The organism is Xanthobacter sp. AM11 (genome assembly GCF_047444035.1).
Classification (GTDB): domain Bacteria; phylum Pseudomonadota; class Alphaproteobacteria; order Rhizobiales; family Xanthobacteraceae; genus Xanthobacter.
Genome location: NZ_JBLAOA010000001.1, coordinates 4,489,734 through 4,515,959 on the forward strand (window position 1 = coordinate 4,489,734; position 26,226 = coordinate 4,515,959).

Annotated in this window: 20 protein-coding genes; 9 read left to right on the forward strand and 11 right to left on the reverse strand. The window is 68.9% G+C overall.

The window, feature by feature from the left end; translation table 11 throughout:
- Window positions 1-3: 3 nt before the first annotated feature.
- Window positions 4-1,740: a GspE/PulE family protein gene (locus ACI7BZ_RS20600; protein ID WP_414118994.1), complete on the reverse strand. Its 1,737-nt coding sequence runs from the start codon at window positions 1,738-1,740 to the stop codon at window positions 4-6.
- A 452-nt stretch (window positions 1,741-2,192) separates the two neighbouring features.
- Here ACI7BZ_RS20600 and gspD point away from each other — a divergent pair, with 452 nt between their 5' ends.
- The 5 genes from gspD to ACI7BZ_RS20625 all read left to right on the forward strand — a co-directional run bounded on the left by gspD (window position 2,193) and on the right by ACI7BZ_RS20625 (window position 9,691).
- Entirely contained in the window at window positions 2,193-4,442 is a 2,250-nt protein-coding gene (gene gspD / locus ACI7BZ_RS20605) for a type II secretion system secretin GspD (protein ID WP_414119228.1), read from the forward strand.
- Between the two features lie 4 nt (window positions 4,443-4,446).
- Window positions 4,447-5,133 (forward strand): prepilin peptidase, encoded by a 687-nt coding sequence (locus ACI7BZ_RS20610; RefSeq protein ID WP_414118995.1) that lies wholly within the window; start codon window positions 4,447-4,449, stop codon window positions 5,131-5,133.
- A 35-nt stretch (window positions 5,134-5,168) separates the two neighbouring features.
- Entirely contained in the window at window positions 5,169-5,720 is a 552-nt protein-coding gene (locus ACI7BZ_RS20615; protein WP_414118996.1) for a tetratricopeptide repeat protein, read from the forward strand.
- A 357-nt stretch (window positions 5,721-6,077) separates the two neighbouring features.
- Window positions 6,078-7,226 carry a hypothetical protein gene (locus ACI7BZ_RS20620; protein ID WP_414118997.1) on the forward strand — a complete coding sequence of 383 codons (1,149 nt, stop codon included), beginning with the start codon at window positions 6,078-6,080 and terminating at the stop codon, window positions 7,224-7,226.
- A 287-nt stretch (window positions 7,227-7,513) separates the two neighbouring features.
- The gene (locus ACI7BZ_RS20625) at window positions 7,514-9,691 is read left to right on the forward strand and encodes a malate synthase G (RefSeq protein ID WP_414118998.1); all 2,178 of its coding nucleotides are present in this window, start codon (window positions 7,514-7,516) and stop codon (window positions 9,689-9,691) included.
- 240 nt (window positions 9,692-9,931) lie between these two features.
- On the opposite strand, the gene ACI7BZ_RS20630 is transcribed toward ACI7BZ_RS20625, so the two are convergent.
- A complete protein-coding gene (locus tag ACI7BZ_RS20630) occupies window positions 9,932-10,519 on the reverse strand; it encodes a MarR family winged helix-turn-helix transcriptional regulator (RefSeq protein ID WP_414118999.1) in 588 nt (195 codons plus the stop codon).
- A 417-nt stretch (window positions 10,520-10,936) separates the two neighbouring features.
- Between ACI7BZ_RS20630 and ACI7BZ_RS20635 the strand changes: the two genes are divergently transcribed.
- The 4 genes from ACI7BZ_RS20635 to ACI7BZ_RS20650 all read left to right on the forward strand — a co-directional run bounded on the left by ACI7BZ_RS20635 (window position 10,937) and on the right by ACI7BZ_RS20650 (window position 16,384).
- A complete protein-coding gene (locus ACI7BZ_RS20635; protein ID WP_414119000.1) occupies window positions 10,937-11,977 on the forward strand; it encodes a branched-chain amino acid ABC transporter permease in 1,041 nt (346 codons plus the stop codon).
- 199 nt (window positions 11,978-12,176) lie between these two features.
- Window positions 12,177-13,904, forward strand: a complete 1,728-nt coding sequence (locus ACI7BZ_RS20640) for a branched-chain amino acid ABC transporter ATP-binding protein/permease (protein WP_414119229.1) — start codon at window positions 12,177-12,179, stop codon at window positions 13,902-13,904.
- Window positions 13,901-14,653: an ABC transporter ATP-binding protein gene (locus tag ACI7BZ_RS20645; protein WP_414119001.1), complete on the forward strand. Its 753-nt coding sequence runs from the start codon at window positions 13,901-13,903 to the stop codon at window positions 14,651-14,653. Before ACI7BZ_RS20640 ends, ACI7BZ_RS20645 begins: the two co-directional genes overlap by 4 nt.
- Before the next feature lie 24 nt (window positions 14,654-14,677).
- Window positions 14,678-16,384 carry an acyl-CoA dehydrogenase family protein gene (locus ACI7BZ_RS20650; RefSeq protein ID WP_414119002.1) on the forward strand — a complete coding sequence of 569 codons (1,707 nt, stop codon included), beginning with the start codon at window positions 14,678-14,680 and terminating at the stop codon, window positions 16,382-16,384.
- 87 nt (window positions 16,385-16,471) lie between these two features.
- On the opposite strand, the gene ACI7BZ_RS20655 is transcribed toward ACI7BZ_RS20650, so the two are convergent.
- From ACI7BZ_RS20655 to ACI7BZ_RS20695, 9 genes are all read right to left on the reverse strand, one after another.
- Complete coding sequence (locus ACI7BZ_RS20655) at window positions 16,472-17,623, reverse strand: ABC transporter substrate-binding protein (protein WP_414119003.1); 1,152 nt, start codon at window positions 17,621-17,623, stop codon at window positions 16,472-16,474.
- 78 nt (window positions 17,624-17,701) lie between these two features.
- Window positions 17,702-18,133 (reverse strand): acyl-CoA thioesterase, encoded by a 432-nt coding sequence (locus ACI7BZ_RS20660; RefSeq protein ID WP_414119004.1) that lies wholly within the window; start codon window positions 18,131-18,133, stop codon window positions 17,702-17,704.
- 11 nt (window positions 18,134-18,144) lie between these two features.
- Entirely contained in the window at window positions 18,145-18,906 is a 762-nt protein-coding gene (locus ACI7BZ_RS20665) for an SDR family NAD(P)-dependent oxidoreductase (RefSeq protein ID WP_414119005.1), read from the reverse strand.
- Window positions 18,907-18,925: 19 nt separating this feature from the next.
- A complete protein-coding gene (locus tag ACI7BZ_RS20670; RefSeq protein ID WP_414119006.1) occupies window positions 18,926-20,176 on the reverse strand; it encodes a thiolase family protein in 1,251 nt (416 codons plus the stop codon).
- Window positions 20,177-20,416: 240 nt separating this feature from the next.
- On the reverse strand, window positions 20,417-22,270 hold the full coding sequence (locus tag ACI7BZ_RS20675) for a feruloyl-CoA synthase (RefSeq protein ID WP_414119007.1): 1,854 nt from the start codon (window positions 22,268-22,270) through the stop codon (window positions 20,417-20,419).
- Between the two features lie 122 nt (window positions 22,271-22,392).
- On the reverse strand, window positions 22,393-23,226 hold the full coding sequence (locus tag ACI7BZ_RS20680) for a crotonase/enoyl-CoA hydratase family protein (RefSeq protein ID WP_414119008.1): 834 nt from the start codon (window positions 23,224-23,226) through the stop codon (window positions 22,393-22,395).
- A gap of 223 nt (window positions 23,227-23,449) precedes the next feature.
- Entirely contained in the window at window positions 23,450-24,670 is a 1,221-nt protein-coding gene (locus ACI7BZ_RS20685) for a 3-hydroxybenzoate 6-monooxygenase (RefSeq protein ID WP_414119009.1), read from the reverse strand.
- Between the two features lie 135 nt (window positions 24,671-24,805).
- On the reverse strand, window positions 24,806-25,447 hold the full coding sequence (gene maiA, locus ACI7BZ_RS20690; RefSeq protein ID WP_414119010.1) for a maleylacetoacetate isomerase: 642 nt from the start codon (window positions 25,445-25,447) through the stop codon (window positions 24,806-24,808).
- Window positions 25,444-26,148 carry a fumarylacetoacetate hydrolase family protein gene (locus ACI7BZ_RS20695; protein ID WP_414119011.1) on the reverse strand — a complete coding sequence of 235 codons (705 nt, stop codon included), beginning with the start codon at window positions 26,146-26,148 and terminating at the stop codon, window positions 25,444-25,446. The genes maiA and ACI7BZ_RS20695 overlap by 4 nt, the downstream gene beginning before the upstream one ends.
- Between the last annotated feature and the right edge of the window lie 78 nt (window positions 26,149-26,226).

The window sequence follows — 26,226 nt, forward strand, 5'->3', positions numbered from 1 at the left end:
CGCTCAGCGCACCGTGGTCACGCGCAGCACCTCGGCGGCCGAGGTGAGGCCGGCGCGGCACTTGGCGACGCCGTCGTCCAGCATGGTGGTCATGCCCGAGGCGATGGCCGCGCGGTCGAGGGCGGTGGCGCCCGCATGGCGGTCCATCATCTCGCGGATCTCGTCGGAGAGGGTGAGGATCTCGAACACCCCGATGCGCCCGCGATAGCCCGCGCCGTTGCAGCGCTCGCAGCCCACCGGCTCATGCACCGTCTCACCCGCAGCAAGGCCGAGGGCGGCATAGCGCGGATCATCGCGCACGTCGGCGGCGGAAAGGGTGTGCGGCCGCTTGCAGCGGTCGCAGAGCTGGCGGACCAGGCGCTGGGCGATCACCGCCCGCAGGGTGGACTTCAGGAGGAAGCCCTCCACCCCGAGGTCCAGGAGGCGCGGCACCGAGGCGGCGGCGGTGTCGGTGTGCAGGGTGGTGAGCACCAGATGGCCGGTGAGGGCGGCATGCACGGCGATATGCGCGGTTTCCGGGTCGCGCACCTCGCCCACCATGATCACGTCCGGGTCCTGCCGCAGGAAGGAGCGCAGGGCGGTGGCGAAGGTGAGCCCGATCTGCGGGCGCACCTGCGACTGGAACACGCCGCGGATCTCGTATTCCACCGGGTCCTCGATGGTGAGGATCTTGCGGCTCGGCTCGTTGAGGATGGACAGGAGCGTGGCCAGCGTCGTGGTCTTGCCGGAGCCGGTGGGGCCGGTGACCACCACCATGCCGTGGGGCAGGGCCAGGAGCCGCGTCAGCGTCTCCCGGTCGTGGGGGGCAAGGCCGAGCCGGTCGATGGTGAGCACGCCGCGATCGCGCGCCAGCAGGCGGATGACGGCGGATTCCCCATGCTGGGTGGGCATGATGGCCACGCGCACGTCGAGTTCCGAGCGGCCGAGCTTCAGGCGCGCCGCCCCGTCCTGCGGCAGGCGCCGCTCGGCGATGTCGAGGCCGGCGATGATCTTGATGCGCGAGATCACCGCCTGCGGCAGCACGTCGGCGAGGGCCGCCACCGGCCGCAGCAGGCCGTCGATCCGCAGGCGCACCTCAAGGCCGGTGCGGAAGGGGCCGATGTGGATGTCGCTGGCCCTAAGCTCCAGCGCCTTTTCGAACAGGTCGTTCACCGCGCGCACCACCGGCGCGCCGCTGGCGAGGTCGCGCAGGCTGTCGATGTCCTCGTCCGCCCGCGCCGATCCGGCCGCCGGCGCCCCGGTCCCGCCGGCCTCGCCCGCGGCCGCCTCGTCCTGGCCGAGGCGCTCGGCCAGCGCGGTGGCGATGTCCTCGAACGAGGCCACCGCGAGGCTCACGCCCTCGCCCAGCACGATCTCGGCGGCGCGCACCACCGTGGCGTCGGTCGGGTCGCCCACGGCGAGGCGCGGCCTGCCGTCGGCGGCGCGGAACGGCAGCATCGTCACTTCGCGCAGGAAGCGGGGGGAGAAATGCGACACCAGCGGCGGCGCCGCCATCAGCTCGGGCAGCGCCACCCGCGGCAGGCGATAGAAGTGCGCCACCTGGTCGGCGAAGTCGCCGGCGGTCAGCTCGCTGCCCTCCCACACCTTCCGCAACGGGACAGGCTGGAGGGGGACCTGCTGCGGACGCGCTTGCGTCTCCACCCCGCCGTCCCGCCGGCCCGGCGCGGCCTCTCCCGCCATGCGCCAGTGGCCCGCCGCGGCCAGAAAGCTCAGGAAGTCGCCGGCGGGCTCGCCGTTCATCCCCACATCCCTGTCATTGGCCGGCCTGCTCGCGGCCCGCTCCGGTCGTTGCCCGGCATGCGACCGTGCGCGCTTGGCCCGCACCCCCGCATCCCGGCGCGGCGGGCGGTCCGGGGAGAAAGCCGGCCGCCCGGCCGCGATGCGTCGCAGATCCCGGTGGACTCACGGCGTCACGCCGCCCGGGCGGCGCAAGGAGCCGGCATATTCTTCACGCCTCATGAAGGTTTCGCGGCAGCTGGATGACAAAGCCGCAACAGGCCCTACGGCGGGGTGGCGCCGGCGCACAAAATATTTCTGTCATATGCCGCCGCTACTAATGGCCTACCGTCGGACCTCGGGGTTCTCCACCTCACCCGGCGCCTTGTGCGTTTTTCAAGCTTCGGGTGGGGCGTGTGCTGAGATCGGCGCGACCGGTTGGACCTGCGACCGGGCAATTCCGTTTGGCCTGCGCGATGCTCGTCGCCGCGGCGCTGTGCGGCTGCTCCAACATCCTTGAGGATTCCCGTCCTCCGGGCGTGTTCGACCAGGTGCGCAACATCGACCTTCTGCCCCGCCAGACCCAGCCGGTGGCCCAGCAGACGCCCATCGCCGACGACCGCAAGGCGGTGGAATATTTCGCCTCCAGCACCACCCCGCCGCTGAGCGATCCCAACGCCGTCGGCGCCGTGGGCAGCGGAACCGGCGTGACCCGCGCCGGCAGCGACGGCTTCGACCTGAATTTCGAGAACACCCCGGTGACCACCGTGGCCAAGGTGATGCTCGGCGACATCCTCGGCACCGGCTATGTCATCGACCCGCGGGTGCAGGGCTCCATCAGCCTGTCCTCGGCCCGGCCGGTGCCCAGGGGCGATCTCATCTACGTGCTGGAAAGCGCTTTGCGGTCCAACAACATCGCCCTGGTGCGCGATCCCGCCGGCTACCGGCTGGTGCCGCTGGCGGAGGCCGCCGGCGCCGGCGGCATGGACGTGAGCGGGCGGCCGGAGCCGGGCTTCGGCGTCTCGGTGGTGCCGCTGCGCTTCGTCTCGGCGGAAGCGCTGATGCCGCTCATCGACAGCTTCGCCACCAAGGGCGGGTCGGTGCGCGCCGATCCCGGCCGCAACCTGCTGCTGATCCAGGGCACGGCGCCCGAGCGGCAGACCGCCATCAACACCGCCCTCTCCTTCGATGCCGACTGGATGCGCGGCCAGTCCGTGGGCATCTACCCGGTGCGCAACGGCACCCCCGAGCCGCTGATCTCCGAGCTGGAGACGCTGATGGACACGGGCGAATCCGGCCTCAGCCACAAGCTGGTGAAGTTCCAGTCCATCGCCCGGCTCAACGCCATCATGGTGGTGGCCAAGAAGCCCGAGCTGCTGCAGACCGCCGCCACCTGGATCGGCCGGCTCGACCGCTCCGACAGCTCGGTGGGGGTGCGTGTCTATCGCCTGCGCTACGGCGACGCGCGCCAGACCGCGAAGGTGCTCAACGAGCTGTTCATGGGTGCCGGTGCGTCCGGCCTCGACCAGGCGGCGAGCCAGATCGCGCCCGGCTCCGGTGCCTCGGTCTCGGCCGGGGGCGGCGGCGGGGATGAAAACGGCGGACAGGGCCAGGGCTCAAGCCCGGGCCTCACCGTGCAGCAGCGCCTCGGCGCCGCGCCGCCCTCCCAGAACCAGAACCAGGGGCTCGGCAGCCGCAGCGCCGATGGCGAGGGGGCAACCGGCGGCGCGCCTTCGGGCGGCGGTGGCGGCGCCATCCTGCCGGGGGTGCGGATCACCGCCGATGCGGTGAACAACTCCCTGCTCATCTATGCCAATCCCGAGAATTACCGCATCATCGAGCGCACGCTGATGCAGCTGGACCAGCCGCAATTGCAGGTGGCCATCGAGGCCACGGTGGCGGAGGTGACCCTCAACGACAAGCTCGCCTACGGCGTGCAATTCTATCTCACCTCCAACAATCTCGGCCTCGGCAGCAACAACGGCTCGGTGCTGAACACTTTGTCCAGCGACATCACCGACCAGGCCATCAACCGCGTCTTGCCGGGCTTCAACCTGCTGGTGGGCCGCGAGAACCAGCCGCGCGCCATCCTCGACGCCCTGCACACGGTGACCGACGTGAAGGTGCTGTCCAACCCCTCCGTGGTGGTGGTGGACAACCAGAAGGCGACGCTGCAGGTGGGCGACGAGGTGCCGGTCTCCACCGGCAGCGCCACGGTGCTCTCCTCCTCCAACACGGTGGTCAACACCATCGAATACAAGAACACCGGCATCATCCTGCATGTCATCCCGCGGGTGAACGTGAACGGCCAGGTGCGCCTGGACGTGGAGCAGGAGATCAGCAACGTCACCGAGACCAGCACCACCAGCGGCAGCAGCAGCACCACCAGTTCCAGCGGGACGCTGACGCCCACCGTGTCCCAGCGCAAGGTGAAGAGCACCATCGCCGTCACCAGCGGGCAGACGGTGCTGCTCGCCGGCCTCATCAACGAGCGGCACGAGGGCGTGCGCCAGGGCGTGCCCATCCTCGACCAGATCCCCGGCGTCGGCGATGCCTTCTCCCACCGCAGCACGCAGGTGCGGCGCACCGAGCTGATCATCTTCATCCGCCCGCAGATCATCCGCGACAATGTGGATGCCCACACGGTGGCCGAGGAATTGCGCGCCAAGCTGAAGGGCACCGTCGGCGTGATGCCCGGCGGGCCGCAGCCGCTCATCAACCGGTAGCCCCATGCCCGCCACCGATGCCCGGCCCCTGCGCACCCGCCCCACGGCCGCCCGCCCGCCGCTAGAGCACGCGCCGACAGGCCTGCGCCCCGTGCGCGCCCCCCTGAACCAGCGCGCCCGGCGCGCCGTGTCCCGCCTGCGCGGCGCGGCGCCGGTGGCGGGCCTGAGCGCCCTCGCCATGGCCGCCAGCCTTGCCGTCGCGCCCGGCCCGGCCGGGCTGGCGGCGGCGGCGCTGGTGCCGGTGCTCGCCGCCATCGCCATGGTCGATGCCCACCGCTTCATCATTCCCGACGGGCTCACCGCCGCCGGCATCGGCCTCGGCCTTCTGCATGCCGCCCTCGCGGCCCCCGAAGCCCTGGCCGAAAGCCTTGCCGCCGCGGGCGCGCGGGGGGCGGCGCTGGCGGCGCTGTTCCTCGCCATCCGCATCGGCTACCGGGCGCTGCGCGGGCGCGACGGGCTGGGGCTCGGCGACGTGAAGCTGGCGGCCCTTGCCGGCATCTGGCTCCCGGTCCTGGCCATGCCGGTCGCCATCGAGATCGCCGCCCTCTCGGCGCTCGCCGCCTATGCGCTGCGGCAGCGGACGTTCGGGCGCGCGCTGCGGGCGGACGGGCGGCTGCCCTTCGGCCTGTTCTTCGCCCCGGCGATCTGGATCGCCTGGATGCTCGATCACGCGCTGGCGGGGATGGCGTGACCCATGGGGCACGAAGACGCAAGGAGGAGACGGCCATGAGGCGCATGCGCCCCCGTTCGGCCCGCCGCGCCGGCGCCGCCCCGGCCCTGGCCCTGATGCTGGCCCTGGCGACCCCGCTGGCCCTGGCCGGCGGACCGGCAGCGGCCGGCCCGCGCACGCCCGGCGATGCCTACGCCGCCTATGCGCGGGGCGACTACATGGCCGCCGGCGCCCTGCTCGCCCCCCTCGCCTGGCAGGGGGACGCCCGGGCCCAGGCACTGCTGGGCTTCCTCTACGAATATGGCAAGGGGGTGCCGCAGAACGTGGCGGTGGCCGCCCAATGGTACATTACCGCCGCCGAGCAGGGGGAACCTTCGGCGCAATATCTGCTGGGCCTGCTCTACGACAAGGGCCACGGCGTGCCGCGCGACGTGGTGCTGGCGCAGAAATGGCTCATCCTGGCCGCCGCCGGCGCCTCGCGCCGCGAGCGCAACACCTACACCCGCATCCGCGACGCCATCGCCTCCAAGATGAGCGTGGCCCAGCTCGCCCTCGCCCAGCAGATGGCCATCGCCTTCGTGCCGGTGCCCCGGCTGGTGCCGCAATAGGGGCAGCCCGGCCCGCCACCAAGACCCGCCCCCAAGCCCCGCCCCCAAGACCCGCCCCGCAGCTTGCCGACAGTCGCTCCCCCGCAAGCGGGAGAGGGGAAGGGGCGCTTCCCCACGCCGGCGGCAGGGGAAGCGTCGGCGGCCTCCCCATTGCCTTCAAATTCAGCATGCGCCCGTCAATAAATCAGCATCAGGGCATATTTTATTCAGTTCTACCTGCCGAAGATCGTGAAGATCAAGGATCACCCTTGAAATCGAAAGGTTGAACGCAAGTTTGAATTGACCACCCTTATGCCCTATCGAATATTTCTATTATGACGAGCGACCCGGTTTGGGTCCCTGCCTGGGGAGACGCCTATGGGCATCCAGTCGATGGTCGATTTCAAGTGGCCGGGCCTGACGCAGCCGGACGGCGCGCGCATCGCCATGAACCGCGGCGCCTTCGTCGCCGTCGATCGCCACCGGGACATCACCTACGATCCCATCTACCGGCCGCAGGCCCTTTACCACCGTGCGCTGGAGGGCCTGCACGCCAACAACGACGCCTTCCTGCTGCAGGAGGTGGCCACCAACCTGCCCATCTACCGGGAAGACACCGGGCCGACGGACTTTCATCTTCACCTGCCGCCCGGCGGCTTCCAGCTGGTGCTCGTCACCTCGGGCCTGTTCACCTTCGACTATGACGGCAAGGTGCATTATGTCGGCCCCGGCGCGGTGATGCTGCAGAGCGCCATCGTGCACCGCCAGCTGTTCTACACCTGGTCCGGCCTGGCCACGGAAGACAACCTGAAGACGCCGCAATCGGTGGTGCCCGAGCCCCTGTGCATGGGCTATTCGGGCAAGTTCCTCGAAGCCTTCATCACCGATCCCTCCACCTTCCCCAATCCCACCGTCGTCGGCGCGCAGCACATCCGCGAAGACGAGACCCCCCGCGCGGCCTGGAAGCACCCCCTGCACAACCGCCCGGCCGGCGCCGGATTCTGGGTGCAGGACCCGCTGGAGCTTGAGGCCCTGTTCCGCCCCTATCCGGCCGACGCGGCCGACGGCCCGCTGAAGTCGGCGACGCCGGTGCATGTGCGCGACCTGGGCATCGCGGCGCCCAGCGGCAATCTCGTCACCGGCCACATCATCGCCACCGACCCGCGCGGCGGATCGCTGCTGCCGAAGGCCGCCGCCCGGGCGGATGCCGAGGGCCTCGCCAAGGGCGAGGTGGTGGTCTTCCGCATCATCCGCGGCACCGCCGCCTTCGCGGACGGCTCGGGCAAGCCGCTGGAACTTGCCACCGGCGACACCGTAACCGCCGGCAGGGGCGCCATCCGGCTCACCGACGTGGGCGAGGACACGCAGATCCTGCGGCTCGGCCTTCTCAAGGGGATCGACGACCTGCGCATGTGGACCCCCACCCAGCGCGACGAGATCGACGCCCTGGCCGGCCAGATCATCACCCGCACCGACCTGCGCAGCGACCGGGTGGCCGGCCAGCCTGTGGGCTATCTCTACGAATAGGCCGGGCCCATCGACTTTTCCGCCGGAGCCGGACCCGCCCGGATGGCATCGCCCCGGGCGGTTGCCTATGATCGGGGCGCGTCCAGTGGATCAACCGAAACGGATGGCTCCCATCCGTTTCGAAAAGTTGATCCACCAGGTCGAACCACCAGGACGGTGCCCGCGCGGCATCGACGTGGAAGGTGCCGTCACGGCATAAGGTGTGAAGGCGAGGCCGCCGCCGGTGCAGACGCCGGCATCTCCTCAGGGGAGGCTCTCGCCGCGGGACAAGACGATACGGAGTGCACATGGCAAGTGGGACCAAGGCCCGGGTGGAACGCGCCGGGCTGCAAATCGCGGGCGCCCTTCACGATTTCCTGGAGACGGAGGCCCTGCCCGGCAGCGGCATTGCACCCGACACCTTCTGGGCCGGCTTTTCCGCCATCGCCCACGAGCTGGCACCGCGCAACCGCGCGCTCCTGGCGCGCCGCGAGGCGCTGCAGAAGTCCCTCGACCAGTGGTATCGCGACAATGGCGCCCCGCTCGACCTGGAGGCCTACAAGGCCTTCCTGGCGCAGATCGGCTATCTGGTGCCCGAAGGCCCCGCCTTCAGCGTGACCACGGCCAACGTGGACCCCGAGATCGCCCAGGTGGCCGGGCCGCAGCTGGTGGTGCCGGTGATGAATGCGCGCTATGCGCTGAACGCCGCCAATGCCCGCTGGGGCTCGCTCTATGATGCGCTCTACGGCACCGACGCCATTCCCGAGACCGACGGCGCGGAGAAGGGCACGGGCTACAATCCCGTGCGCGGCGCCCGGGTCATCGCCTGGGCCCGCGCCTTCCTCGATGAAAGCGCGCCCCTGAAGGACGGCTCCTGGGCGGATGCCGGCCCGCTGTCGGTCCAGGACGGCGCGCTCGTGGTGGGCGCCACCGGCCTTGCCGACCCCTCCCAGTTCGCCGGCTATCGCGGCGAAGCATCCGCGCCCTCCGCGGTGCTGCTGAAGAAGAACGGCCTCCATGTGGAGATCGTGGTGGACCGCGCCAGCGTCATCGGCAAGGACGACGCCGCCGGCATCGCCGACATGGTGCTGGAAGCCGCCCTCACCACCATCCAGGACTGCGAGGATTCCGTCGCCGCCGTGGATGCGGAAGACAAGGTGGCGGTCTATCGCAACTGGCTGGGCCTGATGACCGGCGCGCTGAAGGAGGAGATCGCCAAGGGCGCGCGCACCTTCACCCGCAGCCTCAATGCCGACCGCACCTATACCGCCCCCGGCGGCGGCGAGCTGGTGCTGCCCGGCCGCGCGCTCATGCTGGTGCGCAACGTGGGCCACCTCATGACCAATCCCGCCATCCTGCTGGAGGATGGATCGGAAATTCCCGAGGGCCTCATGGATGCGGCCATCACCGCGCTCATCGCCCTTCGCGACATCGGCCCCGCCGGCCGCCGCGCCAACAGCCGCGCCGGCTCCATGTATGTGGTGAAGCCCAAGATGCACGGGCCGGAGGAAGTGGCCTTCGCGGTGGAGATCTTCGACCGGGTGGAAGACCTTCTCGGCCTTCCCCTCGACACCATCAAGATGGGCATCATGGACGAGGAGCGCCGCACCACGGTGAACCTCAAGGAATGCATCCGCGCGGCCGCCACCCGTGTGGCCTTCATCAACACCGGCTTCCTCGACCGCACCGGCGACGAGATCCACACCTCCATGGAAGCCGGCCCCATGGTGCGCAAGGGCGACATGAAGCAGGCCGCCTGGATCGGCGCCTACGAGGCCTGGAACGTGGACACGGGGCTCGCCTGCGGCCTCGCCGGCCATGCGCAGATCGGCAAGGGCATGTGGGCCATGCCGGACCTGATGGCCGCCATGCTGGAGCAGAAGATCGCCCACCCCAAGGCCGGCGCCAACACCGCCTGGGTGCCCTCTCCCACCGCCGCCACCCTGCACGCCACCCACTATCACAAGGTGGATGTGCATCAGGTGCAGGAGGCCCTGCGCAGCCGGGCCAAGGCGAAGCTGGCCGACCTGCTCACCATTCCGGTGGCGGTGCGGCCGAACTGGACGCCCGAGGCCATCCAGCAGGAGCTGGACAACAACGCCCAGGGCATCCTCGGCTATGTGGTGCGCTGGATCGACCAGGGGGTGGGCTGCTCCAAGGTGCCGGACATCCATGATGTCGGCCTGATGGAGGACCGCGCGACCCTGCGCATCTCCTCCCAGCACATCGCCAACTGGCTGCGCCACGGCGTGTGCAGCGAGGCGCAGGTGATGGAGACGCTGAAGCGCATGGCCGCGGTGGTGGACCGGCAGAATGCGGGGGACCCGCTCTACCGCCCCATGGCGCCGGATTTCGACGCCTCCATCGCCTTCAAGGCCGCCTGCGACCTTGTTTTCAAGGGCGCAGCCCAGCCCAGCGGCTACACCGAGCCGCTGCTCCACCAGCGCCGGCTGGAACTCAAAGCGCAGCTCGCCGCCCAGGGCTGACGGCGGCCTGCCGGCCCGAAGCGGGGGGTGCGGCGGCAACGCCGCGTCCCCGCCCCTCCCCTGCGCCCGGGCGTTCCATTCAGACATGCGCGCGGGTGGAAAAGCCCCACCCGTGGCCCGCGCCCGGCTAGAGCACGCTCCGCTCAGCTTGCATCGCAAGCTGGGCGGTAAAACGTTCTCTATCAATAATTTAGAGACTGATTCACCGATCAGGTTGATTCAACCTGATCGGATCAGGCTCTAGTCGATGCGCGCCACCTTCCGCAGCAGCGCCACCAGCGTGTCGCGTCCCCCGGGGCCCAGGAGCGTGGCGAAGTCCTCTTCCTGCGCCGACTGGATTTTGCGCGCGTTCTTGAGGAGCGTCTTTCCCGCCTTGGTCAGGAACACCGCGTGCGATCGTGCATCGGTGGCCGATCGGGTGCGCTCGGCAAGCCCGCGCTTTTCCAGCTGGTCGAGCATGACGACGAAATTGGTGCGCTGGATGCCAAGCACCCGCGCGATCTCCGACTGCTTGCGGCCCGGATTGTCGGCGATCACCAGCAGCACGGAATATTGCGCGGGCGTCAGATCGAGGGTCGCGAACCGGGCGCTGAAGTCCTCGAACACCGCCATCTGCGCCCGCCGCAGGGTGTAGCCGACGACGCTCGTCAGGCCCGTGAGGTCGAGGTCGGAGGCTTCGGCCACATCGTCCACATCGTCCGGCTCCTCCGCGCGCATCGGCTTGCGCCCACGCCGGACCGGCGCAGCGCCGGCGGACGCGGCGTTCTGCGCCGGTGCCTTCTGGGCCCGCATCTTGCGGGCCTGTGTCAGGCTGTCTTCAGCACCCATTGTTCGCCCTTCGCACTCACCTTGCGCCCCCGAACGCGGAAGCCGTGACGGCTATCCTCAAGTTAGAGGGCGATTCACCGATCAAATGGAGGCCATTTGATCGGATCGCGCTCTAAGGCCGTCCTGTCCATTTTGCAGGTTTCGGCCGTCTTGCCGACCCCAGCAAATATTGTTATGCTACATATCAATTAAACAAGAACCAACCGGGAGGGACGTCCGCGTCCCGCACATTCGCCGCCAGATCCGACGCCCTTGGGGGGCGAATGTATCCGCGCGGCGGAATGCAGGAGCACGCGCCAATCGGATTGCCCCGCAATGTGATCGGCAAAGCGTTCTCTTTTCATAACGTCGGAGCCGGATTTCCCGTTCAGGCCGAAAACCCTGAACGCAGCCGGCCGGAGGGGGAGACACGCATCCGTGGACGGCACGATTCTGCTTTTCCTGTTGCAGGACGGTATCACGAACGGAGCGGTCTACGCTTTGCTCGGCATTGCCATCGTCCTCATCTTCGCGGTCACCCGCGTCATCTTCATTCCCCAGGGCGAGCTGGTCGCCTTCGGCGCGCTCACCTATGCGCTTCTGGAGGCGGGCCGGCTGCCGGGCACGGTGTGGCTCACCGCGGCCTTCGGCGCGCTCGCCTTCGCCTTCGATCTCGCCGCATCGCTTAGCACCGGGATCGACGCGAGGAAACTCGCCCGCAGCGCCGGCCTCACCCTCGCCCTGCCGGCGGCCCTCCTTGCCGTCACCTATGGGGTGGCGGGGGCGGGCTTCGGACCCGGCGTGCACATCCTGCTCACCCTCGCCCTCGTCACGCCGCTCGGCCCCTACATCTACCGGGTGGCGTTCCAGCCCATCGCCTCCGCCTCCATCCTGGCCCTGCTGATCACCGCCGTGGGCGTGCATCTCGCCCTGGTGGGCCTCGGGCTCGTCTTCTTCGGCGCCGAGGGGGTGCGGGCACCGAGCCTGTCGGAGCTGACGCTGGAACTCGGCCCCCTGCTGGTGAGCGGGCAGAGCCTCGTCATCTATGCCGTGACGCTGCTTGCCATCGGCGCGCTCTGGCTGTTCTTCGAGCGGGCCTTGTGGGGCAAGGCGCTGAAGGCGACCGCGGTCAACCGCCTCGGCGCGCGTCTGGTGGGCATCCGCACCACCTTCGCCGGCGCCCTCGCCTTCGGCCTCGCCGCGCTCGTCGGCGCGCTCTCCGGCGTCCTGATCGCGCCGGTGACCACCATCTATTACGACACCGGCTTCCTCATCGGCCTCAAGGGGTTCGTGGCCGCCATCGTGGGTGCGCTGGCGAGCTATCCGCTCACCGCCCTCGCCGCCCTGGCGGTGGGCATCGTCGAGGCCTTCTCCTCCTTCCTCGCCTCGGACCTGAAGGAGGTCATCGTCTTCATGCTGATCATCCCGGTGCTGGTGTGGCGCTCCCTCACCCAGCCCCATGTGGAAGAGGAGGACTGAGCCCGTGACACTCCCTCCCGCCGCGACCCATGCCCACCCCCTCCGCTCCGAGGCGCCGATGACCGCACGCTCCGAAGCCGCGCTGCCTCCGACCGCCGCCGGCGGGCCGCAGACCGACAATCAACGCAGCATCCCGCGCGGCCGGCTGAAGCTGCCGCCGCTCGAACCGCGCATCGCCATCGCCGTGTTCGCGGCGATCATGGCGGCGCTGCCGCTTGTCCCCGGCGTGCCGCTCTTCGCCATCACCCTGATCGGCAATGTCGGCCTTGCCGCGCTGGTCGCCCTCGGCCTCGTCCTGCTCACCGGCGTGGGCGGCATGACCTCGTTCGGGCAGGCCGCCTTCTGCGGCTTCGGCGCCTACACCACGGCGGTGCTCACCACCGCCTACGGTTGGTCGCCCTGGGCCACCCTGCCGGTGGCCCTGCTGGTGGCGGGCAGCGCGGCGGTGGTGCTCGGCCTTCTCACCGTGCGCCTGTCGGGACACTTCCTGCCGCTCGGCACCCTGGCCTGGGGCATCAGCCTCTATTACCTGTTCGGCACCCTCGACATCCTCGGCCGCCACGACGGCATTTCCGGCATCCCGCCCTTCTCCATCGCCGGACATGACCTGACCGACCCGCGCACGGTGCATTACCTCATCTGGGGCCTGGTCATCGGCGCAGTAATCCTCACCATGCACCTGCTCGACAGCCGGGTAGGCCGGGCCATACGGGCGCTGCGGCGCGGGCAGATGGCGGGCGAATCCTTCGGCATCGACGCCGCGCGCATGAAGCTCGTGGTGTTCGTCTATGCCGCACTCCTCGCCGGCCTCTCCGGCTGGCTCTACGCCCATGTGACGCGCACCGTCACCCAGACCCCGTTCGGCATCAATGCCGGCATCGAATATTTGTTCATGGCGGTGCTGGGCGGCGCCGGGCAGATCTTCGGCGCGGTGGTGGGCGCGGGCCTCGTCACCGTGCTGAAGGAGGCGCTCCAGCGCGTGCTGCCGCAGGTCTTCGGCCATGGCGTGCAGCTGGAGGCGGTGGTGTTCGGCATCCTGCTGGTGGGGCTGCTGCAGGTGGCGCGGGAAGGCGTGTGGCCCCATCTCGCCGCTCTGTGGCCGGCGCGCAGGCGGCCACTGCCCCCCGACGCCCCGGCCCTGGCGCGGCGCGTCGCCTCCGCGGCACCGGTGGAGAAGCTGCTGGTGCTCGACGGCGCGGTGAAGAAATATGGCGGCCTCACCGCCGTGAACGCCGTGTCCTTCGCCGTGGGGCGCGGCGAGATCGTCGCCCTGATCGGGCCGAACGGCGCCGGCAAGAGCACCACCTTCAACCTCATCACCGGCGTCACCCGCCTCACCACCGGCGCGGTGCGCTTCGAGGGCATGGACATTACCGGCGCCCCGCCGCAGGAGATCGCGCGGCTCGGCATCGCCCGCACCTTCCAGCATGTGAAGCTCAATCCCGAAATGAGCGTGCTCGAAAACGTGGCGCTGGGCGCCCACCTGCGCGGCCATGCCGGCATCCTCGCCTCCATGCTCCGCCTCGACCGGCGCGACGAGGCCCGCCTGCTGGCGGAGGCCCGCCGGCAGATCGAGCGCGTGGGCCTCGCCGAGCACATGATGAAGCCCGCCGGCAGCCTTGCCCTCGGCCAGCAGCGGGTGGTGGAGATCGCCCGGGCGCTGGCCCTCGACCCGGTGCTGCTGCTCCTCGACGAGCCGGCCGCCGGCCTGCGCCACAAGGAGAAGGAGGCGCTCGCCGCGCTGCTGCGCAGCCTGCGCGCCCAGGGCGTGAGCGTGCTGCTGGTGGAGCACGACATGGGCTTCGTGATGGGGCTCACCGACCATATCGTGGTGCTCGATTTCGGCACCAAGATTGCCGAAGGCCCGCCCGCGGCCATCAAGACCAACCCCCAGGTCCTCGAAGCCTATCTCGGAGGTGTGGCATGAGCGTCGAGCCCGGCATCCGCCCCGGCACCGTGGAAGCCGCGCTGCTTCTCGACATTTCGGGCGCCTCCATCGCCTATGGCAAGGTGCGCGCGGTGGAGGGCGCATCCCTGCGCGTCGGTGCCGGCGAGATCGTCACCGTCATCGGCGCCAACGGGGCCGGCAAGTCCACCCTGCTGAACGCCGCCATGGGCGTGCTGCCGCTCGCCGCCGGTGCCATGAGCTTCCTCGGGCGCGACGTCAGCCGGCTGGCCGTGGAGGAGCGCGTCGCCCTCGGCCTCAGCCTCGTGCCCGAGCGGCGCGAGCTGTTCTCCACCATGAGCGTAGAGGACAATCTGGTGCTGGGCGGCTTCCGCGTGGCCCGCGCCACGGCGCGCGACACCCTCGCCGAGGTCTATGACCGCTTTCCCCGCCTCAAGGAGCGGCGGCGCCAGCTCGCCGGCACCATGTCCGGCGGCGAGCGGCAGATGCTGGCCATGGGCCGCGCCCTCATGGGCCGCCCGAAGCTGCTGATGCTCGACGAGCCCAGCCTCGGGCTTGCCCCGCGCATCGTTGCCGACGTCTTCCGCATCATCGCCGATTTGCGCGCGTCCGGCGTCTCCATCCTGCTGGTGGAGCAGAATGCGCGCGCGGCGCTCGCCGCCGCCGACGTCGCCCATGTGATGGAGCTCGGCACCGTGACCCTGTCCGGCCCTGCCGCCGTGCTCGCCCGCGATGCGCGGGTGATCGAGAGCTATCTCGGCCTCCACTGATCCTTCCGATACCCCGAGGGCGCCATGACCTATCGTCCGCCGATCGACGAGATCCTGTTCACGCTGGCCCAGGTCGCGGTGCCGCCCGGCAGCCCGCCACCCCTGCCGGCGGAGGAACTGGCCGCCATCCTGGAAGAGGCGGGCCGCTTCTGCGCCGAGCGCATCGCCCCCCTCGACCGCACCTCCGACCTTGTGGGCGCGCGCTGGGAAGACGGCCGCGTCACCACCCCGCCCGGCTTCAGGGAGGCCTATGCGGACTGGATCGCCGGCGGCTGGAATGCGGTGGCCCAGCCGGAGGCATACGGCGGCTCCGGCCTTCCCGTATCGGTGGGCACCGCCGCCATGGAGATGTTCACCTCGTCCTGCATGGCGCTTTCCACCCTGCCGGTGCTGTCGCAGGGCGCGGCGGACGCCATCGAGGCCCACGCCTCGGAGGCATTGAAGGCGCTCTATCTGCCCAGGCTCGTCTCGGGCGAATGGACCGGCACCATGAACCTCACCGAGCCGCAGGCGGGCTCGGACCTCGGCCTCCTGCGGACCCGCGCCGAACCCCTCGGTGACGGGCGCCACCGCATCACCGGCTCGAAGATCTTCATCACCTTCGGCGCCCACGACCTCGCGGAGAACATCATCCATCTGGTGCTGGCCCGCCTGCCCGATGCTCCGGCCGGGGTAAAGGGCATCTCCCTGTTCCTGGTGCCGCAGCGCTTCGTGGCGGCGGATGGGACGCTGGGGGCGGAAAACGACCTGCGCTGCGCCGGCATCGAGCACAAGCTCGGCATTCGCGGCTCGCCCACCTGCACCATGGTGTTCGGCGATGGCGGCGGCGCCATCGGCTGGCTGGTGGGGGAGGAGAACAAGGGCCTCGCCTGCATGTTCACCATGATGAACAAGGCCCGCCTCGCCACCGGCCTCCAGGGCGTCGCCATGGCGGAGAAGGCGACGCAGAAGGCCGCCGCCTATGCGCTGGACCGCCGGCAGGGGCGCGCCTCCGGCTTCGACGGTGCGGCGCCCATCGCCGCCCATCCCGACCTCGCCAAGACCCTCGCCCGCATGAAGGCGCTGACCACCGCGGCCCGGGCCATCGCCTATGCGGCGGCCGCCGCCATCGACGGCGGAGCCTCCGGCGATGCGCGCGCCAGCCTGCTCACGCCGGTGGTGAAGGCATTCTGCACCGACATCGGCTGCGAGGTGGCCTCTCTCGGCATCCAGGTCCATGGCGGCATGGGATTCGTGGAGGAGACCGGCGCCGCCCAGCTCCTGCGCGACATCCGCATTGCGCCCATCTATGAGGGCACCAACGCCATCCAGGCCATTGACCTGGTGATGCGCAAGATCGTCCGCGAGGGCGGCGCCGAGGTGGCGCGCCTCATCGCCGAATGCCGGGCGGACGTGGCACGGGCCGAGAACCGGGTCGGCCCCTCGGCGGCGATCCTGGCCGATGCGCTCACCGCGCTCGAAGCCGCCACCGCCCACCTGCTGTCCCCCGCCACCGGCGAGGCTGCAAAGCTGCTGGTGGCGCAGACCTATCTGCGCCTGTTCGGCCTCGCTTTGGGCGGCGCGCTGCTGTCGCGCGGCGCCGCGGCGGCGGGGACAAGGCAAGCCGACTGGACCCGCCTTGCGCGCATCTATGCGGAAGACATCGCCGCCGAGGCCGTGGGCCTTGCCGGGCAGGTCCTCTCCACCCGCCGCGATCCCGCCGACTACCGCGCCCTCGCCGGCGTCGGCTGACACGGCCCGAGCAAATGGAAAGGGCTCCCGGATCGCCTCCGGGAGCCCTTTTTCATGGACCTCATCGAGGAGCGCGCGACCCCCTCCTCACTCGACCAGAACCCACTTGCCGTCCTTGACCGTGATCAGGATGCGGGCGCGGTCGTCCACGCCATAATGGTTGGTGGGGGTGTAATTGTAGACGCCCTGGCTTGCCTTCAGTTCCTTCTCGCTCTCCAGCGCATCGCGCAGGGCGGCGCGGAATTCGGGCGTGCCCGGCCGGGCGGTCTTGAGCGCCACCGGCAGCACCCGCTCCAGCAGTTGGAACACGTCGTACATATGGGCGCCGAACTGGGTGACGCTGCCCTCGCCGAACTTGGCCTCATAGGCCTTGGTATAGGCGATGCCCGGAGCCTTGGTGGCACTTGCCTCCGGCTGCTCGGCGGCGGCCACCACCGGACCCGAGGTGAAGATCACGCCTTCCGCGCTCTTGCCGGCGATGCGGATGAAGTCGCGCGTCACCGCCCCGTGGGTCTGGTAGATGGGGCCCTTGTAGCCGCGTTCGCGCAGCGCGATGACCGGCAGGGCCGCGGCCGTGCCGGAGGCGGCGACCAGCACCGCATCCGGCTTCTGGGCGAGGAGCTTCAGCGTCTGCCCGGCCACGGAGGTGTCGGCGCGCGCGAAGCGCTCGTCGGCCACCATGGACAGGCCCAGCGGCTCCCCGTTGGCCTTGAACTCCTTCACCCAGAGGTCGCCCCAGCTGTCGGAAAAGCCGATGAGCGCCACCCGCTTCACCTTGCGCTTCAGCATGTCCTCATAGAGGCCCTTGGCCATCAGGGACACGGGCTGGGGCATGGCGAAGCTCCATTTCTCCTTGCCGGGCTGGAAGGGAATGGGGCTGAGCGCGAAATGCGGCACCTGCGCTTCCGCCGCCACGTTGGCGACGGCCAGGGTGGCGGGCGTCACCGCCGAGCCGACGAGCACGTCCACCTTGTCCTCGGTGGCGAGGCGCCGGGCATTGGTGGTGGCGACCGTGGGGTCCCCCGCATCGTCGAGCGGGATGATGTCCAGCTTCAGCCCGGCGATCTCCCTGGGCACCACGTCGAGGGTGTTCTTCTCCGGGATGCCGAGGGCCGCGCCCTGCCCGGTGGTGGAAATGGAGGCGCCGATGCGCACCACATCATCCGCCAGGGCGTTCGTGCTCCCGAGGGCAAGAAGCAGCGCCGCACCTGCGAGCGGACGCCGAAAGGCATAGGTCATTCTCGTCTCCTCCCCTGTTTGATTTGCCCCGGCCGCCCCGCTTTGCGGTGGTGCTCCGGCCAAAGGATTGGTTGCCGCTCAGCCTTCCGAGAGCCGCCGGATCACCTCCTGCGGGATCGGGCGGGATTTCAGTCGCTTGGGATCGTCGGGATGCGGACCGACCCAGACGCGGGTCTCATAGCCCTCGATGGCGAGCACCTCGCCTTCCGGCACCGGCTTCAGCACCTTGTGCAGCACGTCGAAGCTGGAGGTGCGGATGGCGCTGATGGTGGTCTCGATGATGATGTCGTCGCCGAAGGAGGACGGCACCATGAATTTCGCCCGCGTATCCACCATGGGGTAGCCGACGATGTCGAACTGCCGGATGAGGTCCCGCTTCAGCCAGCCCGCCTTCTCGAACAAGGCGTGGGTGGAGGCGTCGAACATGGCGAAGTAGCGCGGGTAGAAGACGATGTTGGCGGCGTCGCAATCCCCCCATTCGATGCGCACGGTCCGGCGGTTCACCAGCATGGCTTCCTCCTTCAGCGGGGCGGCAGGCGCAGCGCGCCGTCGAGGCGCACGGTCTCGCCGTTGAGGAACGTGTTCTCCACCATATGCACGGCGAGGGCGGCGAACTCCGCGGCTTCGCCGAGGCGGGAGGGGAACGGGATGGAGGCGCCCAGCGCCCGCTGCACCTCTTCGGGCAGGGTCTTCAGCAGCGGCGTTGCGAACAGGCCCGGCGCGATGACGTTCACCCGGATGCCGAAGGCGGCCAGCTCGCGGGCGATGGGCAGCGTCATGCCGACGATCCCGGCCTTGGAGGCGGCATAGGCCGCCTGCCCCACCTGCCCCTCGAACGCCGCCACCGATGCGGTGGAGACGACGACGCCGCGCTCGCCATCTTCCAGCGGGTCGAGCCTCGCCATGGCGGCGGCGGCCAGGCGCAGCATGTTGAAGGTGCCGAGGAGATTGACCCGCACCACTTTTTCGAAATCGGCCAAAGGCTGCGGGCCATCCTTGCCCACCACGCGCTTCGCATTGCCGATTCCCGCGCAATTGACCAGGATGCGGGCCGGCCCGTGGGCTGCCGCAGCGACCGCAAGCGCGGCCTCTGCCGAGGCGGGATCGGCCACGTCGCAGGGCGCGGCGACGCCGCCGATGGCACAGGCCACCTGTCGCGCCGCGTCGGCATTAAGGTCCAGCACCGCCACTCTGGCGCCACGCGCCGCCAGCGCCTGCGCGGTGGCACGGCCGAGGCCGGAGCCGCCGCCGGTGACGATGGCGGCCGTCTGTTCGAATTTCATCTGTTGCTCCCGCGTCCGCTCAGGCGACTTCAGGGTTTTCAACCAGCATGGCGATGCCCTGCCCGCCCCCGATGCAGGCCGAGGCGATGCCGTAGCGCAGGCCCGACCGCTTCAGTTCGCGCGACACGGTGAGGGCGAGCCGAACGCCGGTGGCGCCAAGCGGATGGCCGATGGCGATGGCGCCGCCGTTCACGTTCAGCCGGTCCGCGTCGAGGTCGAGCTCACGGGCGCAGGCCATGATCTGGGCGCCGAACGCCTCGTTGATCTCGATGCGGTCCACGTCGGCGACGGCGATGCCCGCCTGGGCGCAAACCGCCCGGATGGCCGGCACCGGGCCGATCCCCATGATGTGCGGCGGCACCCCCACGGCGGCGCTGGCGACGATGCGGGCGAGCGGCGCCCTGCCCTTCGCCTTCAGCCAGCCGCCGGAGGCGAGCACCACGCTTGCCGCCCCATCCACCACGGCGGAGGAATTGCCGCCGGTCTGCACCCCGCCGAAGGCCGGACGGATCTTCGCCAGCACCTCCAGGGGCGAGGGCCGCACATGGCTGTCCTCCTTCACCACCTCGCCCTTGGCCTTCAGCTTGATGGCGCGGGGCTTCAGGCCCTCCGCCTCGAAGGTCTCGTCGGTCACGGCCACGATCTCGCCGTCGAAGAAGCCCGAGGCGCGGGCAGAGAGCGCGCGCTCGAAGGAGCGGGCGGCGAAGGCGTCCACCTCTTCGCGGGTGATCTGGAAATCCCGGGCGAGGTTCTCCGCCGTGCCGCCCATGGTGGTGTCGCAATCGGTGTCGAGCAGGCTTTCCCAGAGAAAATCCTTGAACTCCACCTGGCCCATGCGAAAGCCGCCGCGATGGGTGTAGGCGGCCACGGGATTGCGGCTCATGGATTCGGTGCCGACGCACAGCCCCACCTCCGCGCGCTTCTGGGAAAGGGCGTCGGCGGCCTGGGCGATCACCTCCACCCCGGTGCCGCAGATGCGCTGGACCAGATGGGCCGGCACCTCGGTGCGCGCTCCGCAATAGAGCCCTACGTGGCGGGGCAGGAAATAGGCATCGAAGCTGGCCTGCGCCATGTTGCCGGCCACCACCGTGCCGACCTCGGCCGGATCGACGCCGGCGCGGCGCAGCGCCTCCCGTCCGGCCTTGATGCCGAGGTCGGTGGGCGAGACCTGGGACAGGGCGCCATTATAGTCCACGAACGGCGTGCGGGCTCCGTCCACGAGAAATACGTCGTCGAAACTGAGCGTGACCGCGCCTGGAACCGTGCTCATGGAACAGCCTTTCTTGCGACATGCGTCGGACCATCGGGCGCCGGCCAAGCCGTGCGCCCACAAGATCGTCAGGGTATTGGGAGGCTAGAGCACGCGCCGATCAGCTTGCATCGCAAGCAGATCGGATAACGCGTTCTCTATCCTTAAGTGAGAGGGCGATTCACCGATCAAATTGACTCAATTTGATCGGATCGCGCTCTAGCCGGGAGCGGCGGGCGCCGCAGCCGGCCGGCGGCAGCTCTAAAGTTTCACCACGTTGGGCGCGCCCTCGGCCGAATAGAGGATCTCCACCTCACCGGCACGGTTGGCGAGCACCGCACGCTGGTTCAACGACCCCTTGTCGGTGGATTCCCCAAGGTCGATGGAGGGCGGCTCGGCCAGAAGAGCGACGCGCATCACGCGGGTGGAGGATCCGGTGGAGAGGCTGGCAAGCTCCGCAAGCCGCCCACGGAAGGCGTCATGTACCGCCGGATCACTCAGCACCTCGGACAGGGGCGCAAGACCGGGCAGATGGGGCACGAGGGCGCGGACCGCCCCCTCCTCGGGAAACACCAGCATGCCGATGTCGTCGCGGTCGTGGCCGGTGACCACGGCATCCCTCACCAGCGGATCGAGCTTGCCGATGAAGTCCATGCGCAAGGGTCCGACACTGACCCAGGTTCCGGTGGCCAGCTTGAAGTCCTCGGAGACACGCCCGTCGAATTCGAAGCCCGCGGCGAAATTGTTCGGCTCGGCAAGCCGCAGCGCGTCGCCGAGCAGATAGAAGCCTTCGGCGTCGAAGGCGCTCTGGGTCAGGTCCGGGCGGCGCCAGTAGCCGGGCGTGATGTTGGGACCGCGCAGGCGCGCCTCCAGCTTGCCGGCGTTGGGCACGAGCTTGAGCTCGACGCCGCGATGGGGCACGCCGACGATGCCCGGACGATCCACCTCACGCACGCCGATGAGCGCGCCGGGGGCGGTCTCGGTGGCGCCGAGGGACGTGGTCATGGTGATGGGATGGCCCACCGTCTCGATGGAGAGGTCGCGGTAGGCATCCCAGACGGGCTTCGCCAGCCCCGCCCCGGCATACATCATCAGCTTGAGCCGGGAGAAGAAGTTCAGCCGCAGCGCCTCGTCGGCCTGGAGATGGGGCAACAGCGCCTCGAAGCCTTTCGGCACGTTGAAATAGATGGTGGGCGCGATCTCCCGCAGATTGCGCACCGTTGCGTCGAGGCCGTTCGGCACGGGCTTGCCGGCGTCGATGTAAAGGGTGCCGCCATTGTAGAGAGCGATGCCGAAATTATGGTTGGAGCCGAAGGTGTGGGCCCAGGGCAGCCAGTCCACCAGCACCGGCGGCTCGTCCTTCAGGAAGGCGATGGCTTCCGCCAGCATGACCTGGTTGGCGCAGATCATGCGATGGGTGTTGGTGACCGCCTTGGGATAGCCGGTGGACCCGGAGGTGAGCAGGAATTTGGCGATGGAATCCGGCCCCACCTGGGTGCGCGCGGAGACCACCGCCGAGGAGATGGGGCGCTCCATCAGGCTGGCGAATGCGGTTGCGCCCAGTTCCTCCGCACTGTCGTCGGAGACGACGATCTCGACGCCACGCTCCTTCACCTTCTTCAGCGCCCGGGCATAGGCCTTGCCTTCGGCGGCAAAGACGAGCCGCGGCGTGAGCAGGTCGAGGGCATAGCTGAGCTTGCCGAGGTCCTGCGACACCAGCGAATAGGCCGTCGACATGGGGCAGGTGGGCACGCCCACGGCCATGCCGGCGAGGGAGAGGAGGGCGTGGTCAATGCCATTGCCGGAGAGAATGAGCACAGGCTCGTCGTCCGACAGGTCGCGGGCAAGCAGTGCTGCACCGATATGCAGGATCTGCTCGAAGGCGGCGCCGTAGGTCAGCTCGCGCCAGCCGCCGCCGGCCCGGCGCTCGGCGAGGAACACCCGCTCGGGCGTCACCTTGGCCCAATGCTCCAGCCGATCCACCAGCGAGGCGGCGTAATGGGGCAGAGGCTTGGCCGAACGGACCACGATGACCCCGTCCGGCCGCGTTTCCACCACTGGGTCGAGCTTGCCGAACAGGCGCAAGGGTGCGCTCGACGGAATCATGGCGTGCATCATTCCCTCCCGCAGGCCGTCGCCGCCTCGCGGCGCGACGCCTCGTCGTTTCCTCGGCCCCGCCCGTTCTCCGGCGTGGCCCTCCTGCCGGTTGATCCGGCGTGATGCTTGGACCGCCCGGATCAGTCCGGGCGGGTCACCTTGGCGGCGCGCTTCTCAAGGAAGGCACGCACGCGGGTCTTGGCTTCGCGATCGCCCTGGGCGACGGCGGAAACGAGGGATTCCATCAGATAGCCCACGCGCGGATCGCTGTCCGCAATGCGCGGCAGGGCCTGGATGACGGCGAAATTGGTGAGCGGGGCATTGCCGCAGATGCGACGGGCGAGGTCGAGCGCGTGGGCGAAGCCCTCGCCCTCCCCCACCAGATATTGCGAAAAGCCGAGGCTGACGCCCTCCGCCGCCGAATAGGAGCGCCCGGTCAGCATCATGTCCGCCATGCGCGCGACACCGATGAGCTTGGGCAGCCGCACCGACCCGCCACCGCCCACGAAGATGCCGCGCTGCCCCTCGGGCAGGGCATAGAAGGCGGAAGGCTCGGCGACGCGGATGTGGGCGGCGCAGGCGAGTTCCAACCCGCCGCCGATGACCGCGCCCTGGAGCACCGCCACCACCGGCACGCGGCCGAACTCGATCTTCTCGAAGCAGCGGTGCCAGGCACGGGAGTGGAACACACCGTCGGTCACGTCCCGTTCGGAGATTTCCGAAAGATCGAGCCCGGCGGAGAAATTGGGGCCGATGCCGCGGATCACCACCGCCCGCACATCGTCGGGAATGGACGAGAAGCACGCATCCAGCGCCTCGATGGTGGAATCATTGATGGCATTGCGCTTGGCCTGCCGATCGAGACCCACGATGAGAATATCGCCGTCCCGCGCAATCGCCAGGGGACCTTCCGTGAGGCGATGATGCGCCCCACCGAACGCGCTCGCTACCTGAGCCGGCGCCGCATCAGCCATGGGCCTCCCCCTCTCGCATTTCCATTTTTTGTTATTATCTATAACATTATTTGGAAGTCAATCGGCCCCGTCGCGGGCACGGTGTTTTTTGATGCGATGGGGCGGGCCTGCGACGCAGGCCGCCAGCACGAACAGGGCGAGGAAGACGGCGCGATCCCCCGCTCCGCTTCCGCCGAACAAGCCGGACGGCATCGTCCGCTTGCCATCTCTTGCGGGACGAGACCTACACCTTCAGCTTATTTCCGCCGTGCATTTCTCCGGCATTGTTCTGCATACCGCCGTAGATCCAGTCGACGCTCTGGTACCATTCCTCAGGCGTCTTGTTGCGCATGATCGCATTGCGCAATTCGGCATGAGCGCCGGCCGGGTGATAGATGTGCTCGCCGATCCAGCGCGACTGCAGTTGCACCCGGGCCGTTCTGAGATGCCGCTTGCTGACATAGGACGCGATCGCGCGCGCGACGTCGCCGGTGGCGGCTTCGAACTCGACGCCGAGGCAGACGGCATCCTCCATCGCCATGCACGCACCCTGGGCGAAATACTGCATCATGGGATGGGCGGCATCGCCCAAAAGGACGACCCGGCCGTCCTGCCATTTGCCGACCGGCTCCCGGTCGCACAGCACCCAGAGCTTCCAGTCCTTGCCGATCTCGATGATCTTCTGTGCCTTTTCATGGATATGGGTGAAGCCGCGCCGGACCTCGTCATGGCTGACCGGCTGGCCGGCCACCGGCTCCGGCGCGTCGTTGTGATAGGTGACGACGAGGTTGAAGAGCTTCCAGCCCGACAATGGATAATGGACCAGATGGCATTTCGGCCCGGCCCAGAGGGTGGCGGCATTCCAGCGCAGATCCTCGGGCATCGCTTCGGCCGGAATGACCGAGCGATAGGTGGTATGACCGGAAACACGCGGCTTGACGTTGCCGACCACGCGCTTGCGGACATTCGACCACAGGCCATCGGCCCCCACCAGCATCCGGCCCCGCACCCGCTCGCCATTGGCGAGAATGGCCGTCACCGTGTTTTCGTCCTGCTCATAATCGACGACTTCCGAACTGGTGCGAAGCTCAACCAGGGGATTGTCGCTGCAGGCCTTGAGAATGACGCCGTGCAGGTCGCCGCGATGGATGACTCCGTAAGGATTATTATAGCGCCTGCGAAAAACATCATCGAGCGGGATGCGGGCGACCTCCTGCGCGGTCATCGCATCCATGAAGCGCAGGCTGTCGATATAGACGGCCATGGCGCGGGCCTGTTCGCCGATGCCGAGCGCATCGAAGCAATGAAAGGCATTGGGACCGAGCTGGATGCCGGCGCCGATTTCGCCGAGCCTTTGGGCGCGTTCGAGCACGATCGAGCCCCGGCCGCGCTGGGCCAGGCCGATGGCGGTGGAAAGGCCACCGATGCCGCCGCCGGCGATCAGGATGGGGAGCTGTTCAGTCATCGTCGGGGTCCTCCAGAATTGGCGCCGCAATCTTGTGTACGGCCGTAGGAACAGCGTTTGCCGTCCGGTATCCGGCGGCATTGGTGCGGCTTGGTGCAGGTGGCGAGCGGTCGCCGCAGCCGGCGACCGCGGTTGTCAGTCTTCGGCGTCCGGCTGGCGGCCGGGCACGGCCTCCGCAAATGCCGGCAACGCCTGGCAGGCGGCGCGGATTTCGGCGAGCCGCGTCAGGTCGGAAATGTCCACATGGAACCGATCCGCCGAGGCAAGCTGCGGGATCAGGCAGATGTCGGCGAGGGAGGGCGTATCGCCGAAGGTGAATGCGCCGCCATGAGTCTGACGACGGGCGAGCGCCTCGCAGGCTTCCAGCCCCGGCCTGATCCATGCGCCGCACCAGGCGTCCTTGACCGTCTGGTCGGCGCCAAAGCACCGTTCGAGGTCATTCAGCACCCGCACATTCTGCAACGGATGGATATCCGCCGAAATATCGAGCGCAAAGGCGCGCACTTTGGCCCTGAGGGCGCGATCTTCGGGGATCAGCCGGACATCGGGAAAGGTCTCGTCCAGCCACTCGATGATGGCGAGCGACTGATTGAGCACCAGGTCGCCGACAACCAGCGTCGGCACCAGTCCCTGCGGGTTGAGCGCCAGATAATCGGGTGCCCTTTGCTCCCGGCGCCGCAGATGGACGGGCCTGAACTCGTAGCCCAGCCCTTTGAGATTGAAGGCGATGCGGCAGCGCCAGGCGGCCGAGGACCGGAAATAGCCGTAGAGGATCATTCGGCAGCTCCGATCGTCAGCTTGACCGGATCGAGCCCATCAATGCCGCCGGTGATCACATGGCCCGGGACCACCGGGCCGACGCCGGCCGGCGTGCCAGTATAGATGAGGTCACCGGGGGCGAGGTGATAATAGTGCGAAAGATGCGCGAGCAACTCGGTCACGCTCCAGATCAGGTCGGAAAGATGGGCGTCCTGCTTCCGCACGCCATCGACGTCGAGCCAGATGCGCTGGGAACCGACCGCGCCGAAGCCGGCCGCCGGGGCGATGGGAGCGATTACCGCGGAGCGCTCGAAATCCTTGCCGAGATCCCAGGGACGGCCGGAGCCGCGCGCCTTCAGCTGCAGGTCGCGCCGCGTCATGTCGAGGCCGCAGGCATAGCCGAACACGGCGTCGGCCGCCTCGTCCTTCGACGCCTTGAACAAGGGCTTGCCGACGGCGACGACGAATTCCATCTCATAATGATAGTTTTCGGTGCCTGAGGGATAGGCGACCGTCTCGCCGGACTGGACCAGCGACAACGGGTTCTTGAGGAAATAGAACGGCGCCTCCCGGTCCACTTCGACGCCCATCTCCTTGGCATGTTCAGCATAATTGCGGCCAACGCAGAAAATCCGGTGTACCGGATAGACATCATCCGTGCCGTTGACCGGAACGGTGGGAAAGGACAGAGCGGCAAACAGGTGCTTGGTCTCAGGCATGGAAATTTTCCTTTTCTACAATGTCCGCATTCGGCCGGAACGCCGGTGAAGCCAGGGCGGCGATGCGCTGCTGCAAGT

What these genes read in the sequence shown, in the direction of transcription:
- ACI7BZ_RS20600 (WP_414118994.1), bottom strand. Translation starts at nt 1,740, where the DNA reads ATGAACGGCGAGCCCGCCGGCGACTTCCTGAGCTTTCTGGCCGCGGCG.
- gspD (WP_414119228.1), top strand. Translation starts at nt 2,193, where the DNA reads ATGCTCGTCGCCGCGGCGCTGTGCGGCTGCTCCAACATCCTTGAGGAT.
- ACI7BZ_RS20610 (WP_414118995.1), top strand. Translation starts at nt 4,447, where the DNA reads ATGCCCGCCACCGATGCCCGGCCCCTGCGCACCCGCCCCACGGCCGCC.
- ACI7BZ_RS20615 (WP_414118996.1), top strand. Translation starts at nt 5,169, where the DNA reads ATGAGGCGCATGCGCCCCCGTTCGGCCCGCCGCGCCGGCGCCGCCCCG.
- ACI7BZ_RS20620 (WP_414118997.1), top strand. Translation starts at nt 6,078, where the DNA reads ATGGGCATCCAGTCGATGGTCGATTTCAAGTGGCCGGGCCTGACGCAG.
- ACI7BZ_RS20625 (WP_414118998.1), top strand. Translation starts at nt 7,514, where the DNA reads ATGGCAAGTGGGACCAAGGCCCGGGTGGAACGCGCCGGGCTGCAAATC.
- ACI7BZ_RS20630 (WP_414118999.1), bottom strand. Translation starts at nt 10,519, where the DNA reads ATGGGTGCTGAAGACAGCCTGACACAGGCCCGCAAGATGCGGGCCCAG.
- ACI7BZ_RS20640 (WP_414119229.1), top strand. Translation starts at nt 12,177, where the DNA reads ATGGCGGCGCTGCCGCTTGTCCCCGGCGTGCCGCTCTTCGCCATCACC.
- ACI7BZ_RS20645 (WP_414119001.1), top strand. Translation starts at nt 13,901, where the DNA reads ATGAGCGTCGAGCCCGGCATCCGCCCCGGCACCGTGGAAGCCGCGCTG.
- ACI7BZ_RS20650 (WP_414119002.1), top strand. Translation starts at nt 14,678, where the DNA reads ATGACCTATCGTCCGCCGATCGACGAGATCCTGTTCACGCTGGCCCAG.
- ACI7BZ_RS20655 (WP_414119003.1), bottom strand. Translation starts at nt 17,623, where the DNA reads ATGACCTATGCCTTTCGGCGTCCGCTCGCAGGTGCGGCGCTGCTTCTT.
- ACI7BZ_RS20660 (WP_414119004.1), bottom strand. Translation starts at nt 18,133, where the DNA reads ATGCTGGTGAACCGCCGGACCGTGCGCATCGAATGGGGGGATTGCGAC.
- ACI7BZ_RS20665 (WP_414119005.1), bottom strand. Translation starts at nt 18,906, where the DNA reads ATGAAATTCGAACAGACGGCCGCCATCGTCACCGGCGGCGGCTCCGGC.
- ACI7BZ_RS20670 (WP_414119006.1), bottom strand. Translation starts at nt 20,176, where the DNA reads ATGAGCACGGTTCCAGGCGCGGTCACGCTCAGTTTCGACGACGTATTT.
- ACI7BZ_RS20675 (WP_414119007.1), bottom strand. Translation starts at nt 22,270, where the DNA reads ATGCACGCCATGATTCCGTCGAGCGCACCCTTGCGCCTGTTCGGCAAG.
- ACI7BZ_RS20680 (WP_414119008.1), bottom strand. Translation starts at nt 23,226, where the DNA reads ATGGCTGATGCGGCGCCGGCTCAGGTAGCGAGCGCGTTCGGTGGGGCG.
- ACI7BZ_RS20685 (WP_414119009.1), bottom strand. Translation starts at nt 24,670, where the DNA reads ATGACTGAACAGCTCCCCATCCTGATCGCCGGCGGCGGCATCGGTGGC.
- maiA (WP_414119010.1), bottom strand. Translation starts at nt 25,447, where the DNA reads ATGATCCTCTACGGCTATTTCCGGTCCTCGGCCGCCTGGCGCTGCCGC.
- ACI7BZ_RS20695 (WP_414119011.1), bottom strand. Translation starts at nt 26,148, where the DNA reads ATGCCTGAGACCAAGCACCTGTTTGCCGCTCTGTCCTTTCCCACCGTT.